The sequence below is a fragment of the Kordia zhangzhouensis genome, assembly GCF_001005305.1.
GTDB lineage: Bacteria > Bacteroidota > Bacteroidia > Flavobacteriales > Flavobacteriaceae > Kordia > Kordia zhangzhouensis.
In genome coordinates this window covers 90,178-108,834 of sequence record NZ_LBMH01000006.1, presented here as the reverse complement: position 1 = coordinate 108,834, position 18,657 = coordinate 90,178, and the positions used below count along the sequence as shown (strand labels likewise).

At 31.9% G+C, this 18,657-nt stretch carries 19 protein-coding genes; 17 read left to right on the top strand and 2 right to left on the bottom strand.

Annotated features, from left to right (window positions below):
* Positions 1 to 1,356, top strand: a complete 1,356-nt coding sequence (locus tag AA088_RS10845; RefSeq protein WP_046745028.1) for a GntP family permease — start codon at positions 1 to 3, stop codon at positions 1,354 to 1,356.
* Between the two features lie 17 nt (positions 1,357 to 1,373).
* Positions 1,374 to 2,762: an MFS transporter gene (locus tag AA088_RS10840; protein ID WP_046745027.1), complete on the top strand. Its 1,389-nt coding sequence runs from the start codon at positions 1,374 to 1,376 to the stop codon at positions 2,760 to 2,762.
* Between the two features lies 1 nt (position 2,763).
* On the opposite strand, the gene AA088_RS10835 is transcribed toward AA088_RS10840, so the two are convergent.
* Positions 2,764 to 4,863: a thioredoxin domain-containing protein gene (locus tag AA088_RS10835; RefSeq protein ID WP_046745218.1), complete on the bottom strand. Its 2,100-nt coding sequence runs from the start codon at positions 4,861 to 4,863 to the stop codon at positions 2,764 to 2,766.
* Positions 4,864 to 5,036: 173 nt separating this feature from the next.
* Between AA088_RS10835 and AA088_RS10830 the strand changes: the two genes are divergently transcribed.
* A complete protein-coding gene (locus AA088_RS10830) occupies positions 5,037 to 5,735 on the top strand; it encodes a DUF2490 domain-containing protein (protein WP_046745026.1) in 699 nt (232 codons plus the stop codon).
* Positions 5,736 to 5,916: 181 nt separating this feature from the next.
* On the opposite strand, the gene AA088_RS10825 is transcribed toward AA088_RS10830, so the two are convergent.
* Positions 5,917 to 6,315, bottom strand: a complete 399-nt coding sequence (locus AA088_RS10825; protein ID WP_046745025.1) for a LytR/AlgR family response regulator transcription factor — start codon at positions 6,313 to 6,315, stop codon at positions 5,917 to 5,919.
* 474 nt (positions 6,316 to 6,789) lie between these two features.
* Here AA088_RS10825 and AA088_RS17690 point away from each other — a divergent pair, with 474 nt between their 5' ends.
* The 14 genes from AA088_RS17690 (at position 6,790) to AA088_RS10755 (ending at position 18,654) form a co-directional block, all read left to right on the top strand.
* Complete coding sequence (locus tag AA088_RS17690) at positions 6,790 to 7,440, top strand: toxin-antitoxin system YwqK family antitoxin (protein ID WP_052752868.1); 651 nt, start codon at positions 6,790 to 6,792, stop codon at positions 7,438 to 7,440.
* Complete coding sequence (locus AA088_RS10815) at positions 7,424 to 8,653, top strand: hypothetical protein (protein WP_046745024.1); 1,230 nt, start codon at positions 7,424 to 7,426, stop codon at positions 8,651 to 8,653. The genes AA088_RS17690 and AA088_RS10815 overlap by 17 nt, the downstream gene beginning before the upstream one ends.
* Positions 8,631 to 8,993 (top strand): hypothetical protein, encoded by a 363-nt coding sequence (locus tag AA088_RS10810; protein ID WP_046745023.1) that lies wholly within the window; start codon positions 8,631 to 8,633, stop codon positions 8,991 to 8,993. Before AA088_RS10815 ends, AA088_RS10810 begins: the two co-directional genes overlap by 23 nt.
* Positions 8,977 to 9,456 (top strand): competence type IV pilus minor pilin ComGF, encoded by a 480-nt coding sequence (locus tag AA088_RS10805; protein ID WP_046745022.1) that lies wholly within the window; start codon positions 8,977 to 8,979, stop codon positions 9,454 to 9,456. Before AA088_RS10810 ends, AA088_RS10805 begins: the two co-directional genes overlap by 17 nt.
* Before the next feature lie 18 nt (positions 9,457 to 9,474).
* Positions 9,475 to 10,599, top strand: a complete 1,125-nt coding sequence (locus AA088_RS10800; RefSeq protein ID WP_052752882.1) for a type II secretion system F family protein — start codon at positions 9,475 to 9,477, stop codon at positions 10,597 to 10,599.
* 145 nt (positions 10,600 to 10,744) lie between these two features.
* Positions 10,745 to 11,173 (top strand): type IV pilin protein, encoded by a 429-nt coding sequence (locus AA088_RS10795; RefSeq protein WP_046745021.1) that lies wholly within the window; start codon positions 10,745 to 10,747, stop codon positions 11,171 to 11,173.
* 4 nt (positions 11,174 to 11,177) lie between these two features.
* Complete coding sequence (locus AA088_RS18815; RefSeq protein ID WP_082106713.1) at positions 11,178 to 11,669, top strand: prepilin peptidase; 492 nt, start codon at positions 11,178 to 11,180, stop codon at positions 11,667 to 11,669.
* On the top strand, positions 11,656 to 13,077 hold the full coding sequence (locus AA088_RS10785) for a GspE/PulE family protein (RefSeq protein ID WP_046745019.1): 1,422 nt from the start codon (positions 11,656 to 11,658) through the stop codon (positions 13,075 to 13,077). Before AA088_RS18815 ends, AA088_RS10785 begins: the two co-directional genes overlap by 14 nt.
* A gap of 130 nt (positions 13,078 to 13,207) precedes the next feature.
* A complete protein-coding gene (locus AA088_RS10780; protein WP_241483405.1) occupies positions 13,208 to 14,995 on the top strand; it encodes a type II and III secretion system protein in 1,788 nt (595 codons plus the stop codon).
* A 1-nt stretch (position 14,996) separates the two neighbouring features.
* Positions 14,997 to 16,181, top strand: coding sequence for a hypothetical protein (locus tag AA088_RS10775; RefSeq protein ID WP_046745018.1), 1,185 nt, complete (start codon positions 14,997 to 14,999; stop codon positions 16,179 to 16,181).
* Between the two features lie 38 nt (positions 16,182 to 16,219).
* On the top strand, positions 16,220 to 16,702 hold the full coding sequence (locus AA088_RS10770; RefSeq protein ID WP_157547154.1) for a hypothetical protein: 483 nt from the start codon (positions 16,220 to 16,222) through the stop codon (positions 16,700 to 16,702).
* A complete protein-coding gene (locus tag AA088_RS10765) occupies positions 16,692 to 17,654 on the top strand; it encodes a hypothetical protein (RefSeq protein ID WP_046745016.1) in 963 nt (320 codons plus the stop codon). Before AA088_RS10770 ends, AA088_RS10765 begins: the two co-directional genes overlap by 11 nt.
* 14 nt (positions 17,655 to 17,668) lie before the next feature.
* The gene (locus tag AA088_RS10760; RefSeq protein WP_157547153.1) at positions 17,669 to 18,151 is read left to right on the top strand and encodes a hypothetical protein; all 483 of its coding nucleotides are present in this window, start codon (positions 17,669 to 17,671) and stop codon (positions 18,149 to 18,151) included.
* Complete coding sequence (locus AA088_RS10755) at positions 18,148 to 18,654, top strand: OmpH family outer membrane protein (RefSeq protein WP_082106711.1); 507 nt, start codon at positions 18,148 to 18,150, stop codon at positions 18,652 to 18,654. The genes AA088_RS10760 and AA088_RS10755 overlap by 4 nt, the downstream gene beginning before the upstream one ends.
* Positions 18,655 to 18,657 lie beyond the last annotated feature (3 nt).

Sequence of the window (18,657 nt, the reverse complement as noted above, 5' to 3'; positions counted from 1 at the left end):
ATGGAAGCACAGTTAGACATATCGTTACTTTTTTCTGTTTTAGCAGGTATTGTAGTCTTATTAATATTAATCTTAAAATGTAAGATTCAGTCTTTCATAGCATTGCTTATAGCAAGTATTGTGGTAGGAATGCTTGCAGGAATGTCGCCGAGTAGTATTCTCATGACTATACAAGAAGGAATGGGAAATACCTTAGGGTTTGTAGCGCTTGTCATTGGACTTGGTGCAATTTTTGGTTCCATTCTTGAATATTCAGGTGGTGCTGAGACTTTAGCTCAATTTATGCTGTTAAAGTTTGGAGAAAAACGTGCCTCATGGGCATTAATGCTTACAGGTTTTTTAGTTGCAATTCCTGTATTTTTTGATGTCGCTTTTATCATCTTAGTTCCAATTCTGTATTCGCTCCAACGAAAAACTAAAAAATCCTTGTTGCTTTATGCAATCCCGTTGTTGGCAGGTTTGGCAATTACACATTCATTTATACCACCAACACCTGGACCAATTGCAGTAGCTGATATTTTAACAGCCGATTTGGGATGGGTAATTTTATTTGGAGTGTTGGTAGGGATTCCCACAGCGACTGTATGTGGTCCTATTTTTGCAAACTATATCTCTAAGAAAATTCATGTAGAAGCCCCCAAAATAACAGCCAATGAAACAATGGAAAGTTACCCTGCTGTTTCATTAATTCTTGCTATTATTGGCATTCCGATTGGGTTAATAGTTTGTAATACAGTTATTAATAGTCCTTTAGTTTCTGATAATTTAATTGAGGAAAATATAAAGCAATGGATTCGTTTTATAGGAAATCCGATTGTAGCCTTGATTTTAGCCAATTTAATTGCTTGGTATGTATTAGGAGTTCGAAGAAAAGTTTCCCGAGAAAAATTGTTGGATATCACATCTCGATCTATGGGACCAACAGGAGTCATCATCTTGCTAACAGGTGCAGGAGGTGTTTTTAAACAAGTGCTTGTCAATACAAGTATAGGAGAGATGTTGGCAAATTACTTTTCACAAATAGGGGTTTCTATACTAGTCTTTGGCTTTTTCATTTCAGCGATAATTCGCATACTTCAGGGTTCTGCAACAGTTGCAATGATTACAGCGGCAGGAATTACAGCTCCGTTAGTAATGGTACAAGAAAACTTTACTGAGATAGACAAGGCATTGCTAGTTATTATTATTGCTTCAGGCGCATCTATTTTATCACATGTAAACGATAGTGGGTTTTGGCTTGTTAGTAAATACTTAGGAATTAACGAAAAACAAACATTTCAAAGTTGGACACTTATGACTACAATTTTGGCATTTATGAGCTTTGTTATCGTTTTAGGGATTTCACTCATCATTTAATTTTTTATTTTCGTCGCATGTCAACACAAACAAAATTATCATTCAAAGAAAAAGTAGGCTACGCTCTAGGCGACACTGCAGCAAACATTGCTTGGCGAACTATTGGCCCTTTTTTGCCCATATTTTATACAGATGTCTTCGGATTGGGAACGGCTGCTGTAGCAACCTTATTATTAGTAATCCGTTTTGGCGATGGTGTGACTGATTTGATTATGGGAAATATTGCAGATCGAACAAAAAGCAGATATGGAAAGTTTCGTCCTTGGTTACTTTGGACAGCATTACCGTTTGGAGTGGCTCTCGTTTTGCAGTTTACTACGCCCGATTTAAGTCTGCAAGGAAAAATCATTTGGGCTTATGGAACATCTATATTTTATACATTGGTCTATACCGCCAATAATGTCCCATATTCTGCTTTGATGGGTGTAATGACAAGTGATGTAAAAGAGCGAACCGAACTCTCTTCGTATCGTTTTTTTGGCGCGTATTTAGGAGGAATCATTGCTACAATAGGAGTAATATCTTTAGTTGACTATTTGGGAGAAGGAAATAAAAATATTGGGTATCAATACACGATGTATGTGTTGGCGTTTATTTTGGCAATATTCTCGTTTATTACATTTTACACTACACGCGAACGAGTAAAAGCAGTGGCTACTAATAATATTAAAGAAGATTATAAAGACTTACTAAAGAATGGTCCTTGGTTAATTTTGTTATTCATAGGATTCGTTTTTGTAACCTACAATATCATCAAGCAGAGTTCGGCAATGTATTATTTTACTCATTACGCTAAAGATGAATCTCATTTTTTTGGGAGTTTAACTGCTTGGGGTGGCGAGAATGGATTGGCTGGACTGTATTTATTGTCTTTGTTAATCATTTCAATGATTTCTACCATTTTTGCGCCTAAATTGACCAAATATTTTGGAAAAGTTAACCTATTCATTATAAGTATTCTATTTTCAGCAATTACGGCGGGTGCCATGTATTGGTTAGATTCTAATCAAGTGGGAATGATGTTTTTTTTAGGAATCAGTTCTGAATTTGGAGCAGGACTAATGCCTGTGTTATTCTTTGCGATGCTAGGCGATGCTGCAGATTATTCTGAATATAAAAATGGACGTCGCGCCACAGGTTTAATTTTTTCTGCCGGAACCTTTGCTATGAAATTTGGAGGAGGAGTTGCAGGAGCAATTACTTTGATGGTTTTAAACATATATAATTATGATGGAAAAGCCTTGGTAAAAACTCCAGAAATGCTAGAAGGAATTAAACTGAATATGAGTATTGTTCCAGCAGTTTTTGTATTAATTGGAGTTGTCGCATTGTGGTTTTATCCGTTGACCTCTAAAAAAATGATTGAAATTGAAGAGGGATTAACGGCAATGCGTAAAGAAAATTGAGTTATTTCATTAATTCAATAGCTTTTTCTATACGTTCTGTGGGTTGTTTACAAGTTCTATTTACGCATACATATATTAAAGTTTTGCCTTCGTTGAAACGATTTTTGAGTAAAGGCAATTCACTATCGGATGTGCTTCCACAAAGTAACATGTTTGGAAGGTAATTTTGTTGTAATGCTCTTGCTTTTTCATGTGCGTCTTTACCGCAAATAACAACTTCATAATAAGGTTGCGAAAGATGCAACAACAAATCCAGCCAATTGGCATATAAGTTTGGGTATTCTATAATGTCAGGGATGTTTCGTAGTAGCATAATTTTACTTTTTTGTAAAAAGTCATCATTGCCAAAATAGTGTCCAAGTTGTAATAAATTATGACTCATCACAGAATTTGCTGAAGGCATAATTCCATCTTCTACATCAAACTCTTCAAAATGTAGCCCTTTCGAGTTGATTTCACTAAAAGTGAACAAATTGTTTGTGTGGCTGTAAAAATGCTCTAACACATATGTAGTGAGTGATTTTGCATCATACAACCATTGCGAGTCAAAGGTAATTTGGTACATGCTTAAAAAACTATCGATTAAATATGCATAATCTTCTAAGAAACCATCAATTTCAGGATTGTTTAAACTACGCAAAACTTTCCATTCTTTTGAAATGAGCTTGTTCTTAATAGCAGTAGCTGTTTGGACAGCTTGTGTTTTTATTTGCTCATCTCCAAACGTTTTGTATGCGTCTGTATATGCTTTTAGCATTAAAGCATTCCAAGCTGTGAGTACTTTGGTATCTGTTTGAGGAAGATTTCTTTTTTTTCGTTCATTTAAAAGAATCGTTTTCCATGTATTGACCTTTGCTTTTAATTGATCTTCCGTGAGATGGTATAAATTCATAAAAGAGGCATCATCGTGCTTTTTTGTCAACACGTATTTTTCTTCTGGATTTTCTTCAGATATAATGTTTGTCGAAGAGTGGAGATTAAAATATTTAGAAAATAAGTCAAAATCGCTACCTAATACTTGCTGTAAGGTTTCTTTTCTCCATGTATAATATGCACCTTCTTCGAGTTCATTCTTTTCATTAAAACTATCAGCATTGAGCGATGCATATAATAAATGATCGTTGCGAAGCCATTGTTTTTTGATAAAATTTAAGGTTTCATATACGACAGTTTTGTAATTTTCATTCTTTTGGGTTTGGTAAGCCAACGAATATGAAGAAATTAACTGCGCATTGGTGTAGAGCATTTTTTCAAAATGAGGAATTTGCCATGCTTTATCAGTAGTATATCTTGTAAAGCCACCTTCTATATGATCGTACAAGCCTTTTTCGGCAATCATTCGTAATGTAGTATGCACATAATTCAGCAACACAGAATCTTTTTCTAGCACTGCATAACGAAGTAAAAAGCGATAATTAGTTGAACGTGGAAACTTCTCTTCTTCCTGTTGCCCGCCATTAACTAAATCTAACTTCTTTTTCCATTTAGATTGGATTTCTTTCAGCGAAATTTTAGAAAGATTAAGTAAAGTATCAGAAGAAAATGTGTTCCATTTTTGAATATCATTAGCTACTTTTTTTGCAAACTGAGCGGTTTCATTAGGATTGCTATCATGTATTTTAACAATTTGTTCCAATGCATTCATCCATTGTTCTTTTGTAAAGTACGTGCCGCCCCAAACAGGTTCGCCATTAGGAAGTGTGATACAATGTAAAGGCCAACCCGCATTTCCAGTCATCATTTGTACTGCTTTTAAGTAAGTTTTGTCTATGTCGGGATGTTCTTCACGATCAACTTTAACATTAATAAAATGTGTGTTCATAAATTTTGCTACTTCTTCATTCTCGAAAGTTTCTTGTTCCATAACATGACACCAATGACATGAAGCGTATCCGATAGAAAATAGAATTAGTTTATTTTCTTTTGTAGCTTTAGCTAAAATTTCTTCACTCCAAGGTTGCCAATTTATGGGGTTATGTGCATGTTGTAACAAATAAGGGCTGGTTTCATGAACAAGAGCATTCGTATAGGGGTGAGTTTCTTTCGTACAAGCGCAAAAGACTAAAAAAATAATCGAAATGAATAAGATAAAAAATCGCATGTATGGTATTTTATCAAATATAAGCATCACAGTACATAGGTGCAATAAATAAACTTTGTATTTGTATCCTTTTACTAATAATTTTTTATTAGCATGAATAGTATTACTTTTATTTCTAAAAGCAATACTCTTTAGGTGTTGTGTAGTATGTATAAAAGAAAAAAAATGCACTTATGAAAAGAACTATTTTTCTATTCACAATCTGTTTATTATTAACAAAAATGAGTCATGCGCAAGGACCTGATGAAGATCAATTGGGAGCTTGGTATATGTATTTTTATAGTACAAATTTTAAAAATTCCAATTGGGGAATTCAAGGGGATTTTCAATATCGTGATTGGCGTGGTTTGGGAGATAGAGAGCAATTATTACTTCGATCAGGAATTACATATACACCGAAAAACTCAGGAGTTAAGTTTACTTTAGGATACGGAAACATAACCACGGGGCAATACGGTACAGAAGTAGACAATCCCGTTTCTGAAAGCCGAATTTATCAAGAAGCTTTGTTTTCAAATACATTGTGGAATCGAGTATTGTTAACTCATAGACTTCGATATGAACAACGTTGGGCAGAAAATCAAGATTTTAGAACACGCTACCGATACAATTTATTTGTAAACATACCTTTAAAGGGAACAAGTTTAGCGAAAGGAACTCCTTATTTTGCTTTTTATAACGAATTGTTTATTAATGGAGAACGACAGATAGGCAAGAATCGTAGTGTCCAATTTTTTGATAGAAATCGTACTTATCTTGGATTTGGATATGCTATCACAAACTCGGTTCGTTTTCAACTGGGTTGGATGAAACAAACTACGGTTAATTGGCAAAAAGGACAACTGCAATTCAGCATGCACCATTCTTTTTGAGAATAAAAAGATAGAGTAAATAAAAAACGTTTCAATAATATGAAACGTTTTTTTATGCTATTGATTTCTTCCGTATATAACATTCAGATAAATTTGTCCAATCACTTTCGTGCCTTCCTCCTCGAACTAATTCTGGATTAGAGAATAAGTTTTAAGTTAAGGTAATATACCAGCTACTTATTTACATTGCTATTCTAAATGGAGTGTTTGATTCTGTATTACCAACCATCTTTAGAATAATTCGATTTTTGCGATGACTTATCGGTAACACAATTTCTCCAGTAAGATGTACAAGTCTGTAATGAGGTTCATATAATTGTACATAATTAGGATTGATTAAATAGGAACGATGTATGCGTATAAAACTAATGTCTTTAAAAGACTCTTCGAGTGTTCCAATATTTTTACTGCTTAAAATTTCCGAACCATCCTTTAGGTATATCCAAGAATAACTCTCAAAAGCTTCAATGTACACAATTTGTGACTTATCAATGTATTTTCCTTGAAGTTTACTTCCTATGCGGAAAAATTTTTTGTTGTTTGTAATTAACAGACCTTGATAATCTCTTTCTTTTGACATGATGCAATATGTATTTTAGTTTATTATTCCTTTAATTGGATAGGGGAAATAGGAAGGTTAGGGTTATATTCTGAAATCAAAGGAAAGTATTACACCTATTCGATACAAAAAAATTGTATAAGCGTCGAGTTTTTGCAATGAGCGTCATGTTTTGTTTTAATAAGTATGTTTTTTCTTATTAAAAATATGTTAATAAAAATAGTGTGTTGAAATTCATTATATACATTACCGATGATTTACAAGAAATTTAAACAACCAAGGACACTTACTTAGGTAGCTTTTTTTTTGAAAATTTTCTTCACCATTTTGAACACTAGAAAACTGTGTTTTTCTAATTCAACTCACATATGTCAATAGAAAAAAATGACGCTTATAAATTAATTTCTACGCTTATAAAGTATAATTGGTTTATGTATAGTATATGTTGTAAAATGCAACTCAATACATCTATCAAGTTCTTGTTACATTGGAATTATGAAAATTTATATCACACTATTTTTAGTTTTATGTGCCCTTCCGCAAAAGCGAATCATCAATAATCAAAATTTTGATTATGAGTTTTATATTTCTTTAGAAAAAAAGATAAAACCTGAGATTGGAAAAACTTATTTCTGGTATAGAGCAGGAGAAATTCATCAGGTAACAGGTGATATAGGAGGTGCTATTTTAGTGAATGATTATATTAAATATTATAAATCTAAGCAACTTGCTGAAAAAGGAGTTTTTGATAACGGATTAAAAGATGGGCTTTGGAAGAGTTGGTATGAAAACGGAAATTTAGCAACAACCGAAAAATGGAAAAATGGCTCTAGACACGGCAGTTTTATTTCGTACACTGAAAGCGGAGAAAAGAAAGAGGAAGGAATGTATCGAAATCACAAAAAACATGGAACTTGGATAGATTATGTTTCACGAGATACATTGATTTACAAAAGAGGAGTTCTAGTTCCAAAAAAACAAAAAGATACTATAAAAAGAGAACCCTTTTTAAAGCGCTTATTTAAGAAAAAGCGGAAAGATACCATTCAAAGAGCGCCTTTTTTAAAGCGTATTTTTAAAAGAAAGCGTAAAGATACTATTAATGGAAACCAAGAAAAACTGAAGCGTGATGCTAAAAAAACTTAAAGCATCGTCATTATTACAAGCTGTTTTTGTGTGTTTGTTAATTGGCGCGCTTTGTTTTGGAATGTTATTAATGTCAAGCTATAATTCCTTATTTCAAAAAAGAATACTACAAAAAACTCAACTGCAACTCACAAATGATTCTGCGATACAATTAATGCTGTCAAATATTAGTAAAACTAAAGAAGAAGTCTTACAGACTAATATTTTTTCAGATCATATATATTCAAATATGAAAGTATCCGATTGGGGATTTTACAAAGTACTATCTGCAAAAACTTATCATAAAAGGGATACCGTAAAAAAAAATGTACTTGTAGGCGAAATTATAAAACCTACTATAGCTTTATATGTCTCAGATTATGATAGAGTTTTAAATGTGGCAGGTAATGTAACTATTACTGGTGATATTTACATTCCAAAAGGAATACTTGAAAAAAAAAATATACATGGGGAAAAGACAAACATAAAAGTACAAGGAATTCAAAAAACATCTGAAGAGCGACTTCCTAAATTGAGAAACTTTGATACGAAGACAGCTATTGAATCGGCCTCAATATCAACTTTTGAAGTTATAGAGAAACAACAAACCTATGTGCGGACATTTGATAAAGCAACACAAGTGCACATTACAAATGATCTTTCATTTTTGTCAGGTAAAACAGTTAAAGGGAATATTATATTTCAATCTGAAGGAACATTAGTGGTACGGCGAAATATGAAATTGGAAGACGTCATTATAAAAGCAAAAAAAGTAGTGGTGGAAGAAGGTTTTAGTGGAAACATTCAAATTATTGCTTCAACGGCTGTCATAATTGAAGATAACGTAACCTTACAATATCCATCAAGTATCTTAATCCAGCAACCAAAAGACAGCGCTAACATTACTATAGGAAAGAAAAGTGTGTTGATTGGAGGAATTATACTAAACAATATGAATCATCAAACAGCACAAAAATCAACACTATTCATTGATGATAGCGCAACTGTTGTGGGAACTATATATTGTTATGGAGTGATGGAACTAAAAGGAACTGTATATGGAAGTGTGTATGCAGATAGATTGAATACTAAAACTAAGGAAGCTAACTACGCTAATCTTTTGATGAATGCAAAAATAGACATTAGTAAACTACCTGAAAATTTTATTGGAATTCCATTATTTGATACAAATACAGAACATGTTCGTACTTATGAAACTATTAAAGAATTATAACGTAAAAGCATCATCATTACTAGAGTCTGTCATGGCAACAGCAATTATTGCTATCTGTATGGTCGTAGCAACCATTGTTTTTGTGAATGTTTTTAAAACAAACTTTTCTACTGATTATATACAGGCACATCAAAAAATACATACAATCATACATGAATTGCACGAACAAGATAAAATTGAAGCTCAAACCTATACATTCTCCAATTTTACCATAGAACAAGAAGTGAATAATTATGAAGATAATTCCAATATCAAACAAATTGATTTTACCATAACTACCAATACAAAAACAGAAACATTTACGTATCTAATTTCAACTACTAATGAGGTTCAACCATAAATACAAAGCGTTTACACTTACAGAAACCGTATTTGGTCTCATCATTTCTAGTGTGTTGATAGGTGTAATATATACGGTGTTTACCTCTTTTAACAAGCAATTTATAATCTTTCAGAAGCAACAATTAATCACCAATGATTATACGGTATTCAATACTACTTTCAATGAAGATTTGTATAAAGCTGTGACTTTAGATTATAGTGATGAAACCTTACACTTAAAACGATATGACGAAACAGAGATATATTATTCTTTTAAAAATGATACGATTAAAAGGGCTCATAATGCACATGTCGAAACTCTATTTTCAAAAGTAATTTCATGCACTTTTGAAAAAAAAGAACATCATTTTGCAATCTCTTTGAAGTTACAATTGCATGATGAAATTATTGATTTGAATTATTATAAAAAGAATACTTTAAATCAAACTATAAATACTGCTTTTATAGAAGAAATGAAATAATTGTTAAAAATTAAAGGAGTGAAACTTAATGTAACAAAACCGAAAAATACAATAAAGGAATTCAAAATCGAGAAAGCAGATTCGACCTCTTTGAACTTTGATTTTTTTTCTAAGTTTTCAAGCAAAGACAAAGAGGCTTTTTATAGAGAATTTGCGGTACTCATCAAATCAGGTGTCGATTTTAATCAGTCACTACATATATTAGCCTCTCAACAAAAGTCTAAAAAAATCAAAAAAATACTGGTAACAATTAATACAGATGTAGTTGCCGGAAATACACTTTTTGATGCTCTTAAAAAGCATAAAGAATTCTCTCCGTATGAGTATCATAGTATAAAAATAGGGGAAGAAACACGAAAATTAGCAGAAGTATTGCAGCAGTTGCAGTTATTTTTTGCGCGTAAAATAAAAATGAAACGACAGCTTATTTCGGTCATTACATATCCTGCATTTGTATTGGGAATTACATTTTTGGTATTGTATTTTATGCTCAATTATATTGTTCCGATGTTTAGTTCTGTTTTTAAACAATTTGGAAGTGAATTACCTAGCATCACAAAATTTGTCATTCAATTATCAGAAAACTTTAATACCATAATAGTAGTGCTATTAATGGCTATATTACTAATTATTGGTATTCATAAACACTATAAAAACAATGATAAATATAGAGAGATAACAGGTGTTATACTTTTAAAAATACCTTTTATCGGCAAATTTATACAGAAAATATATGTATCCAGATTTTGTCAATCATTAAGTCTATTGCTAGGGGCAAAAACACCTTTAATTATCTCATTAGAACTCACCAAAGAAATGATTGTGTTTTATCCGATGCAGAAATCAATTTACCAAATAAAACAAGACATATTGAAAGGAAATTCATTAGCTGTTAGTTTGCAAAAGCATACTATATTTCCCGACAAATTAAAAGCTCTTGTAGGTATTGGAGAACAAACCAATGAACTTGATAGTATGTTTCATAAACTTAATAACCAGTATAATGATGAAATTGATCACACTACAAAAATGGTGGGCACCATCTTAGAACCTTTAATCATCATCATTATAGGATTTTTGGTGGGTTTTATCCTAATTTCCATGTACACGCCAATGTTTGACCTCAGTAAAGTCATTGGTTAATCTGTGTTATTTTTTAGCTCAAAAAGCATTTTTTACAAGAGAAAATGAACGCTTATTAATTATTTCTGACGCTTATTAGCTATTTCATAGAGTCATAGTGCTTTATGTATACATTTGATATGAAATAATAAAACTCAATAGGTTCATGGTCAAAAAAAATCTTCAGAAAAAGAAACAGCATTTATGGCTCAAAGGATACTCACTTACTGAAATTCTTATTGTATTATGTATTATTGGTATTCTTATATATTTAGTATTACCAAATCAAACGCAAGCTGTTGTACAAGCAAGAGCTATTGAGGCAAAAACAGCTCTTAACTCTCTATACTCTTACGAGAAAAATTACTTTTTTACACATGCTAAATATTCTTCAAGTTTAGAAGATATAGGATATGAAACCGAACTGACGATTGATAAAGGTGGACAAGCTGTTTACAGAATTGAAATTATTGAAGCGTCTATTAATAGTTTCAAAGCCAGAGCGCAATCCATTCAAGATTTTGATGGCGATGGAAATTACAATACCTGGGAAATAGATCATCAACGAAACTTAAAAGAAATTGTAAAAGACTAACGTTTTGAAAATAATTTTCATCATACTACTGTTGTTACTGTTTCTCATTATTAGTATACAAGATTTTAAATATAGAGCTGTTCACGCATTTCTTATCATAGGGACTGCTATGATTTCAATCCTAATTAACTACCTAGAACCATTACTCAACCTTTACGAAATGTGTAAAAGTATTGCCTTTTTAGGCATAACAAGTATCGGATTTATGATGTATCAAACAATAAAAAATAAACAGTTAGAAAACCCTATTGATACATCAATCGGTTTGGGAGATATTTTATTTCTTATAGTAATAACGCCTTTGTTTCAAGTTCATAATTATATTCTGTTTTTTATTGTGGGACTATTGCTTTCAATCATCCTATTTGTGATTACACAAAAATTAAGAAAACAGGCCACACTACCATTAGCTGGGTATTTAGCTCTTTTTCTAATCGTGTGTTTTGGTTTAAAACTCTGCAATATTGTAAATCCATTTTTCATTGAATTCAACTGAACAATATATCGCCATCACTGTTGAGCAAAAGCAAATTATTAATGCTGAGCTTGCCAATCACTATAAGGTAATTCCTTTTAGTGAAGATGCGAGTACAATTGTTTTGTATACAGAAGAAGGGAATCGAAATAAAGACCACTTTACGCAGGAATTGCAACTCTTTTTAGGTAAGAAAATCAGCTTTAAATATGTAGATGCAGCAAGTATTCAACAAGCATTGGCTACATACTATAGAACAGGAGAAAATGAAACTGCACACGCAAATTCTAATACCCAACTTAGCACCGATTTTTTAGACGAATTAATTCAAGAAGCCAAACAAATTAGAGCGAGTGATATTCACATAGAAATCTTTGAGGAAGAAGCGCGCGTGCGTTTTAGAATTGATGGTTTGCTCATTGAAAAATATAAAATAGAAACGACAAATTATCTCGAATTAATCAACAAAATAAAGATTCGTGCTAGCCTTGACATTACTGAAAAAAGATTGCCGCAAGATGGACGCATCAACTTTAATACATTCGACATTAGGGTTTCCATATTGCCAACACATTACGGCGAAAAAGTAGTAATGCGTTTGTTGGGAAGAGATGCATCTCATTTAGACTTAAATGCATTAGGGATGGATGCTGAAGAGCAAGACATGTATCGAAATGCGGTCAAAAAAACCAATGGAATTATATTAATTAGCGGTCCAACGGGATCAGGAAAAACAACGACTTTATACGCTACGTTGAAGCACTTGAATCATTCCAAAACAAACATTGTAACCGTTGAAGATCCTATTGAATACACACTAAAAGGAATCAATCAAGTACAACTCAAAGAAAGTATTGGGCTTACGTTTACTTCCGCATTACGCTCGTTTTTACGACAAGATCCAGATATTATTATGTTAGGAGAAATCAGAGATGCACAAACTGCTCAAATGGCAATTAGAGCTTCCTTGACAGGTCATTTAGTACTTTCTACAATACACACAAATTCTGCTTTAGGAACCATTTCAAGACTTATTGACATGGATGTTCCAGCATTCTTAATAGCAGAAACACTCAACATTTCAGTGGCGCAACGCTTACTTCGTAAACTATGTGTACACTGTAAAGAAAAAGCAGTTTTAAACAAAGAAGACTTACCTAATTATTTAAGGAATGATTATACGTTATCGAATCATTACATTTCAAAAGGATGTCACCAATGTTATTACACAGGATATAAAGGTAGAACCGCAATCTATGAAATGATTCCTATTACTTCTATGATTTCAGAAGTTATAAAAAAAGAACGCTTGCAAGAAGCCAAAAATCATATTGATACTACTCAAAGTTTAGCACACAAAGCGTTACAATTATTTAAAAATGGTACGACTTCATTAGAAGAAGTGTATCCAATTTTATTGAACACCTAATATGATGTATAGAAAAATTAGTTTCATACTGATCCTCTTAATAGTTGGTTGCTGTTTTTCACAGGAAAGCAAGGAGTATCGTACACAAATAGAAAAATTAGCTACTGAAATTGATGCATATAATAAAACAATGCAAGTTGAAATTTCAGGAATCACTTTGTATGATTTTGTTTCTGCAATTGCAGATGAACACAAGCTAAGTATTGATGTCGATACTTCTTTGGATCAAATAGTCTCTAGCAATTTTTATGATGTTCCTGTAAAAGATGTATTGCTCTTTTTAATTGGGAAGTATGATATAGAAATGGATGTAAAAGGCAAAATTTTAGTCTTAAAAAAGAAAGAAGTTGTTCCAGAAAAACCTAAACCTATTCCTGTAAAAAAAATTGATGTCAGTTATAATAAAGAGAATGGTTTTTTATCGTTAAAACTCAAGCAAGACTCTATTGTAAAAGTAGCACAAGCAATTACAGATGCATCTCAAAAAAACATTGTGTTAGCACCTTCTATAAAAAAACAAGTGATTTCGTCGTATATTCTCAACAGACCGTTTGATCAAGTGTTAGACATGATGGCGAAGTCAAACAATTTAATGGTTACTAAAGATGAAAATGATTTCTATTATATTGAAAAAAGTGACATTGTCATAGAAGAAAGCGTTGCGGCCAAAAATTCAAAAAGTAATAAAAACAATAGACAAAAAAACGTACCTGTAAACTCGAGTGGGTATTATTCAATTGCTGTTGATACAAAAGGATTTCTCTCAGTCAATGCATATGAAGGGGATGTTATGAATATTATAGTGGAGGCTGCGGAAAAGCTGAATATTAACTATTTTATGTATGACAAGCCCGAAAATGAAACAACAACACTACTAGCAAATGGAATTACCTTTGAAGAGCTTTTAAATCACGTATTTAAAGGAAAAAAATACACTCACAAAATAGTTGATGAAATCTTTTTAATTGGAAAACACGACACCGATGGATTGCGCAAAACTACGTTGATTCAAATGGAAAACAGAACGATAGAATCTGTAAAAGAAACGTTCCCCAAAGCCTTAACAGATAAAATTGAAATTGTAGAGTTTGTAGAATTAAACGGGTTTGTAGTAACAGGTTCTAGTATTCAAATTATAGCACTCAAAGAGTACTTAAAAGAAATTGACAAAGTAGTTCCCAATATTGAAATTGAAATCATGATTGTACAATATCAAAAAGGATATGAAGTGCAAACGGGTTTTCAAGCTGGGTTAGATGATAACAAAAGAACTACTTCTGGAGTCTTGTTTCCTACCTCAGAAGTTCAAGTAAATGCAAACTCCGTAAATGGATTGATAGATGCTTTTAATGGCTTGGGAATTGTGAATTTAGGAAAAGTAACTGAACGTTTTTACCTAAGTCTGAAAGCACTAGAAAACAACTCATACATAAAAGTAGAATCGACGCCAAAATTAGTGACGCTTAACGGTCATGAAGCTTCAACTTCTATTGGTGAAACTAGTTATTACTTTGAGCAAAGAAATGAATTGATTCAAAATGGCATTAATAATAATGTATTACAATCTGGACAATGGAAATCTACGGATGCTAATTTGAGCGTGCGCATCAAACCCTACGTGTCAAAAGATGAATATGTCACATTAGAAGTGTCTGTAGAGCAAAGTTCTTTTTTAGGTAGAGCAGGTGAAAATGCACCTCCCGGAAAAGCTACACGGAAATTTGAATCGATGGTACGCGTCAAAAATAATGAGATGATTTTATTAGGCGGATTGGATGAATTGGAAAATGAAAACTCAGGAACAGGAACACCTTTCTTTTCTAGAATTCCCGTAATAAAATGGTTTTTCAGTAGTAGAAAAAAGAAAAAAGAGAAGTCAAAATTACACATTCTTATCAAGCCAACAGTTACGTATTAAAATGTTTCAAAAGTTAAAACATATCATTCCTTTTCAACAAACTTTTCAAGTGTTGGGTATTCACTTTTCAACTGAAGAAACAGTAAATTATTACTTTTTGACTGTTCACAATAAGCAAAATAATTTTACGGTAGGTAAACGTTTCGATACAAAATCTTTAGACATTGTATACAAAGAAGTACAGCCAAAATATCCCTTGTTGTTACATTTTTCTGGTGTTGGAATACTTCATAAAAAAACAGTCCGTGTTGCTAATTATCGTAACAAGCTATTATTTAAAGGCAATCCAGACGATTTCTATTTTTATGAACTACATCAAAGTGAACACGTATTTGTGTCAATGTGTAGAAAACAAATGGTTGATAAGTATGTAGCACAGTTCAAAGCCAAAAAGTATCACATTTTAGATATTGCAATGGGGCCATTTATTACATATACATTGCGTTCTTTTTTATCAGAAAAAAACATTATTTCTAATAGCGTAAAGTTGTTTTTTTCGGAAGATGGACTTCAAGATTTTGAAATTGACAGCACTATAGAAAAACAACTATACACTATTGAAGATATAGAATTAAATAGGGAAGAAATTGCCTTATTCGCTATGGTCATACAATATCATGTCCAAGAAGAAGTGCTTACAATGGAGACTCCTTTTTTAGATCAAAATCGTATCGACTATGCTTTTTTTAATAGAACAAAAACAGTTGGAATCATTGGGTTAGTATTATTACTCATGGCAATACTTTTTGGGCACTTTACTTTGGAAAACTATCAAAGATTATTTACTGAAAAAGAAGCCTTGATTGCAGAAGTTTCGAAAGCTAATGAAATAATCTCTTTATTAGAAAAAGAGAAAAAAAACAAAGAAACTATTGTGGCTACTTCAGGTTTGTTTCACCCTAAGTTCTTAACACACTATTTCTATGAAATTGGGAATTCAGTTCAGAAAAACATCAAATTGACGGAGCTTAACATTACGCCACTTACAAAGAAAATACGTGATGATAAAGAAGTGCAATTTTATAAAAAACAAATTCATGTACAAGGAACTACTAACAACGATTCGGATTTTAATTATTGGATAGCGGAATTAACAGAAAAAGATTGGGTGCAAAAAATAGATATTGAAGACTATACACAAGATAGGAATCGTAAAAAATCATTCCTAATTCATATTCACTTCTAATGCTAGAAAAAATTTCACATAAAAGACGTTTTTTCATCGTGATACTCTTATTGGTATTGCTCTTTTTGGCAGTATACAAAAAGACCTATCAACCTATTTTTCAATTAAAGAAAGAACTCAATGCTTCATATCAATTGGTAGAAAATGTAACACAACCGTTTGCAAAAATTGAATCCTTGAAAAATGAATTATCAGTATTAGATAAAGTGGTTGGTAATTCAGAAAATCATGCATTAATACAACAAAAAATATTGGATTTTATAACAACACATGCGCTTCATGTAAGTGTTGTAAATATTGCAGATTCTCACATGTATAAAGGGAATAATGCTTTTACAATACTTACCAATAAAATAATCTTGACAGGCAATTACGAAACATTATTAAATACAATATATACTATTGAAAAAGAATTTAAAGCTTCCAAAATTGTAAGTGCAAAATTCTATTCAAAAAAAAATTATAGCACAAACAAAACAGAATTATTGTTAGAACTTTATTTTCAAAATTATGGGAAATAACATTAAATTTTTAAGCATTATATGGTTGCTTCTTTTTCTATCATGTGATGATATTTTAGAAGAAGACTTAAGTAATGATCTGGTCATACCAATCATGCCTTCAGAAGGCAGTACGATTGTAAATAATTTGGTAAATTTTTCGTGGCAATCTTTGGAAGGTGCGGATAATTATCGATTACAATTGGTACGTCCTTCTCAAAATAACATGATACTATTGGATTCACTGGTTAGTGGAACTTCGTTTCAATATCCGTTAGAGCCAGGAATGTATCAGTGGCGAGTGAGAGGAGAAAACTTTGCATATGATACCGCGTATTCTTTTCCGATTTCTTTTACCGTAGAAGCTTCTTCTGATTTAACAAACCAAACGTTACTTCTCAATACGCCATCCGCAAATTTGTATACAAATACGACTAACTTACTATTCACTTGGAATGAATTACAATTTGCAGATTCTTATACTTTTGAGTTGATTAAAAATCTGAATGGGCAAACAACACTTACACAACAAGGAGATATTACAGGAACAAACTATAGTGTGAATGCTTCAGTTTTTGATGAAGATGCAGCATACATTTGGAAAGTAAAAGCAGTGAATTCTAATTCAGAAACCGCATATACTTCGAGATCAATTTATATAGATAGGCAAGCACCAAATCAGCCTTTATTAGTTTCTCCTGCCAATGAGGAAATTATTACAGCTATTGCTATAGATTTTAACTGGACTACTGGTCAAGACAGTGGAAATGTGCAGTCGGAAGTAAGTAGTATTCTTGAAATAGCACAAGATGCTAACTTCAATACGATTATAGAAAGTTTTACAGTCACGAATGGAACTTCGCAACAAGTAGATATTCCAAATGTCGGAACGTATTATTGGAGAGTAAAAACAAAAGATGTTGCAGGAAATTCAAGCTCTTATAGTATTTCCAGATCATTCACAACCGAATAAAAATAGTATCAATTTTGATCTCTAAAAAGAATATAAATAATGCGTTGATTTTGTTGACACTCATCATTTGGGGAAGTATTGGTTATACATATTTCGTCAAGAAAAAAATAGTATCAAGCCCTAAAATTGCTCAAAAAACCAGTAAACCAACTCAATACACAATACGAAAAGATACTTTTGAATTGAAAGACATAAACAATCCTTTTGAAAATGTATTTGTCACACGTAAAACATCACAAAAAATAACACAGACAAAAATAGCTCCTAAAAAAAAGCCACTTCCTGTTAGTGTAAAATGGCCTAGTATTCTATACCATGGATATATAGTAAGTAAAGGAAGTAACAAAAAATTAGGCGTAATCAATGTAAATGGAAAAATCATGAAAAGGAGAGAAAGAGAAATCATTTTGGAAAAATTCGAGGTCAAAAAAATTTATGAAGATTCCATACAATTACAATACAATAACACATTAAAAACGATAAAATTAAGCAGATGAAAAAATTAACTTTTCTCCCGATTATCAATCTAATACTTCTCATTGTAGGACTGATTAGTATGTTTGTATTTCTATTTCCAAAAGAAGAAGTAAAACAATATGGATATGTTGATAATTTAGCATTGTTTAGTCAATTCAATATGACTGAAGATTTACAAAAAATGAAGTTACCAGCTTTAAATCAACAACAAAAAAAGATAGACAGCTTGTATCAATTATTACAACGACAAAATAACCCAAAAGCAATTCAAGAATTTAAACAAAAAGTCTATTTGGAGAATACGAACCTTCAACGTTTAACTACTGAAGTAAAGGAGCAAATTAATAGGCAAGTTTGGGAACGACTTAACTCGTATTTGGAAGAATTTGGCACAGAAAAAGAAGTACATCTTATTTTCGGAATACAAGGTAATGGGAATATTATGTATGCTGATAAAACGTATGATTTTACTGAAGAAGTGATACAGTTTGCAAATAATAAATACGAAGGAAGTAATCAATAAACA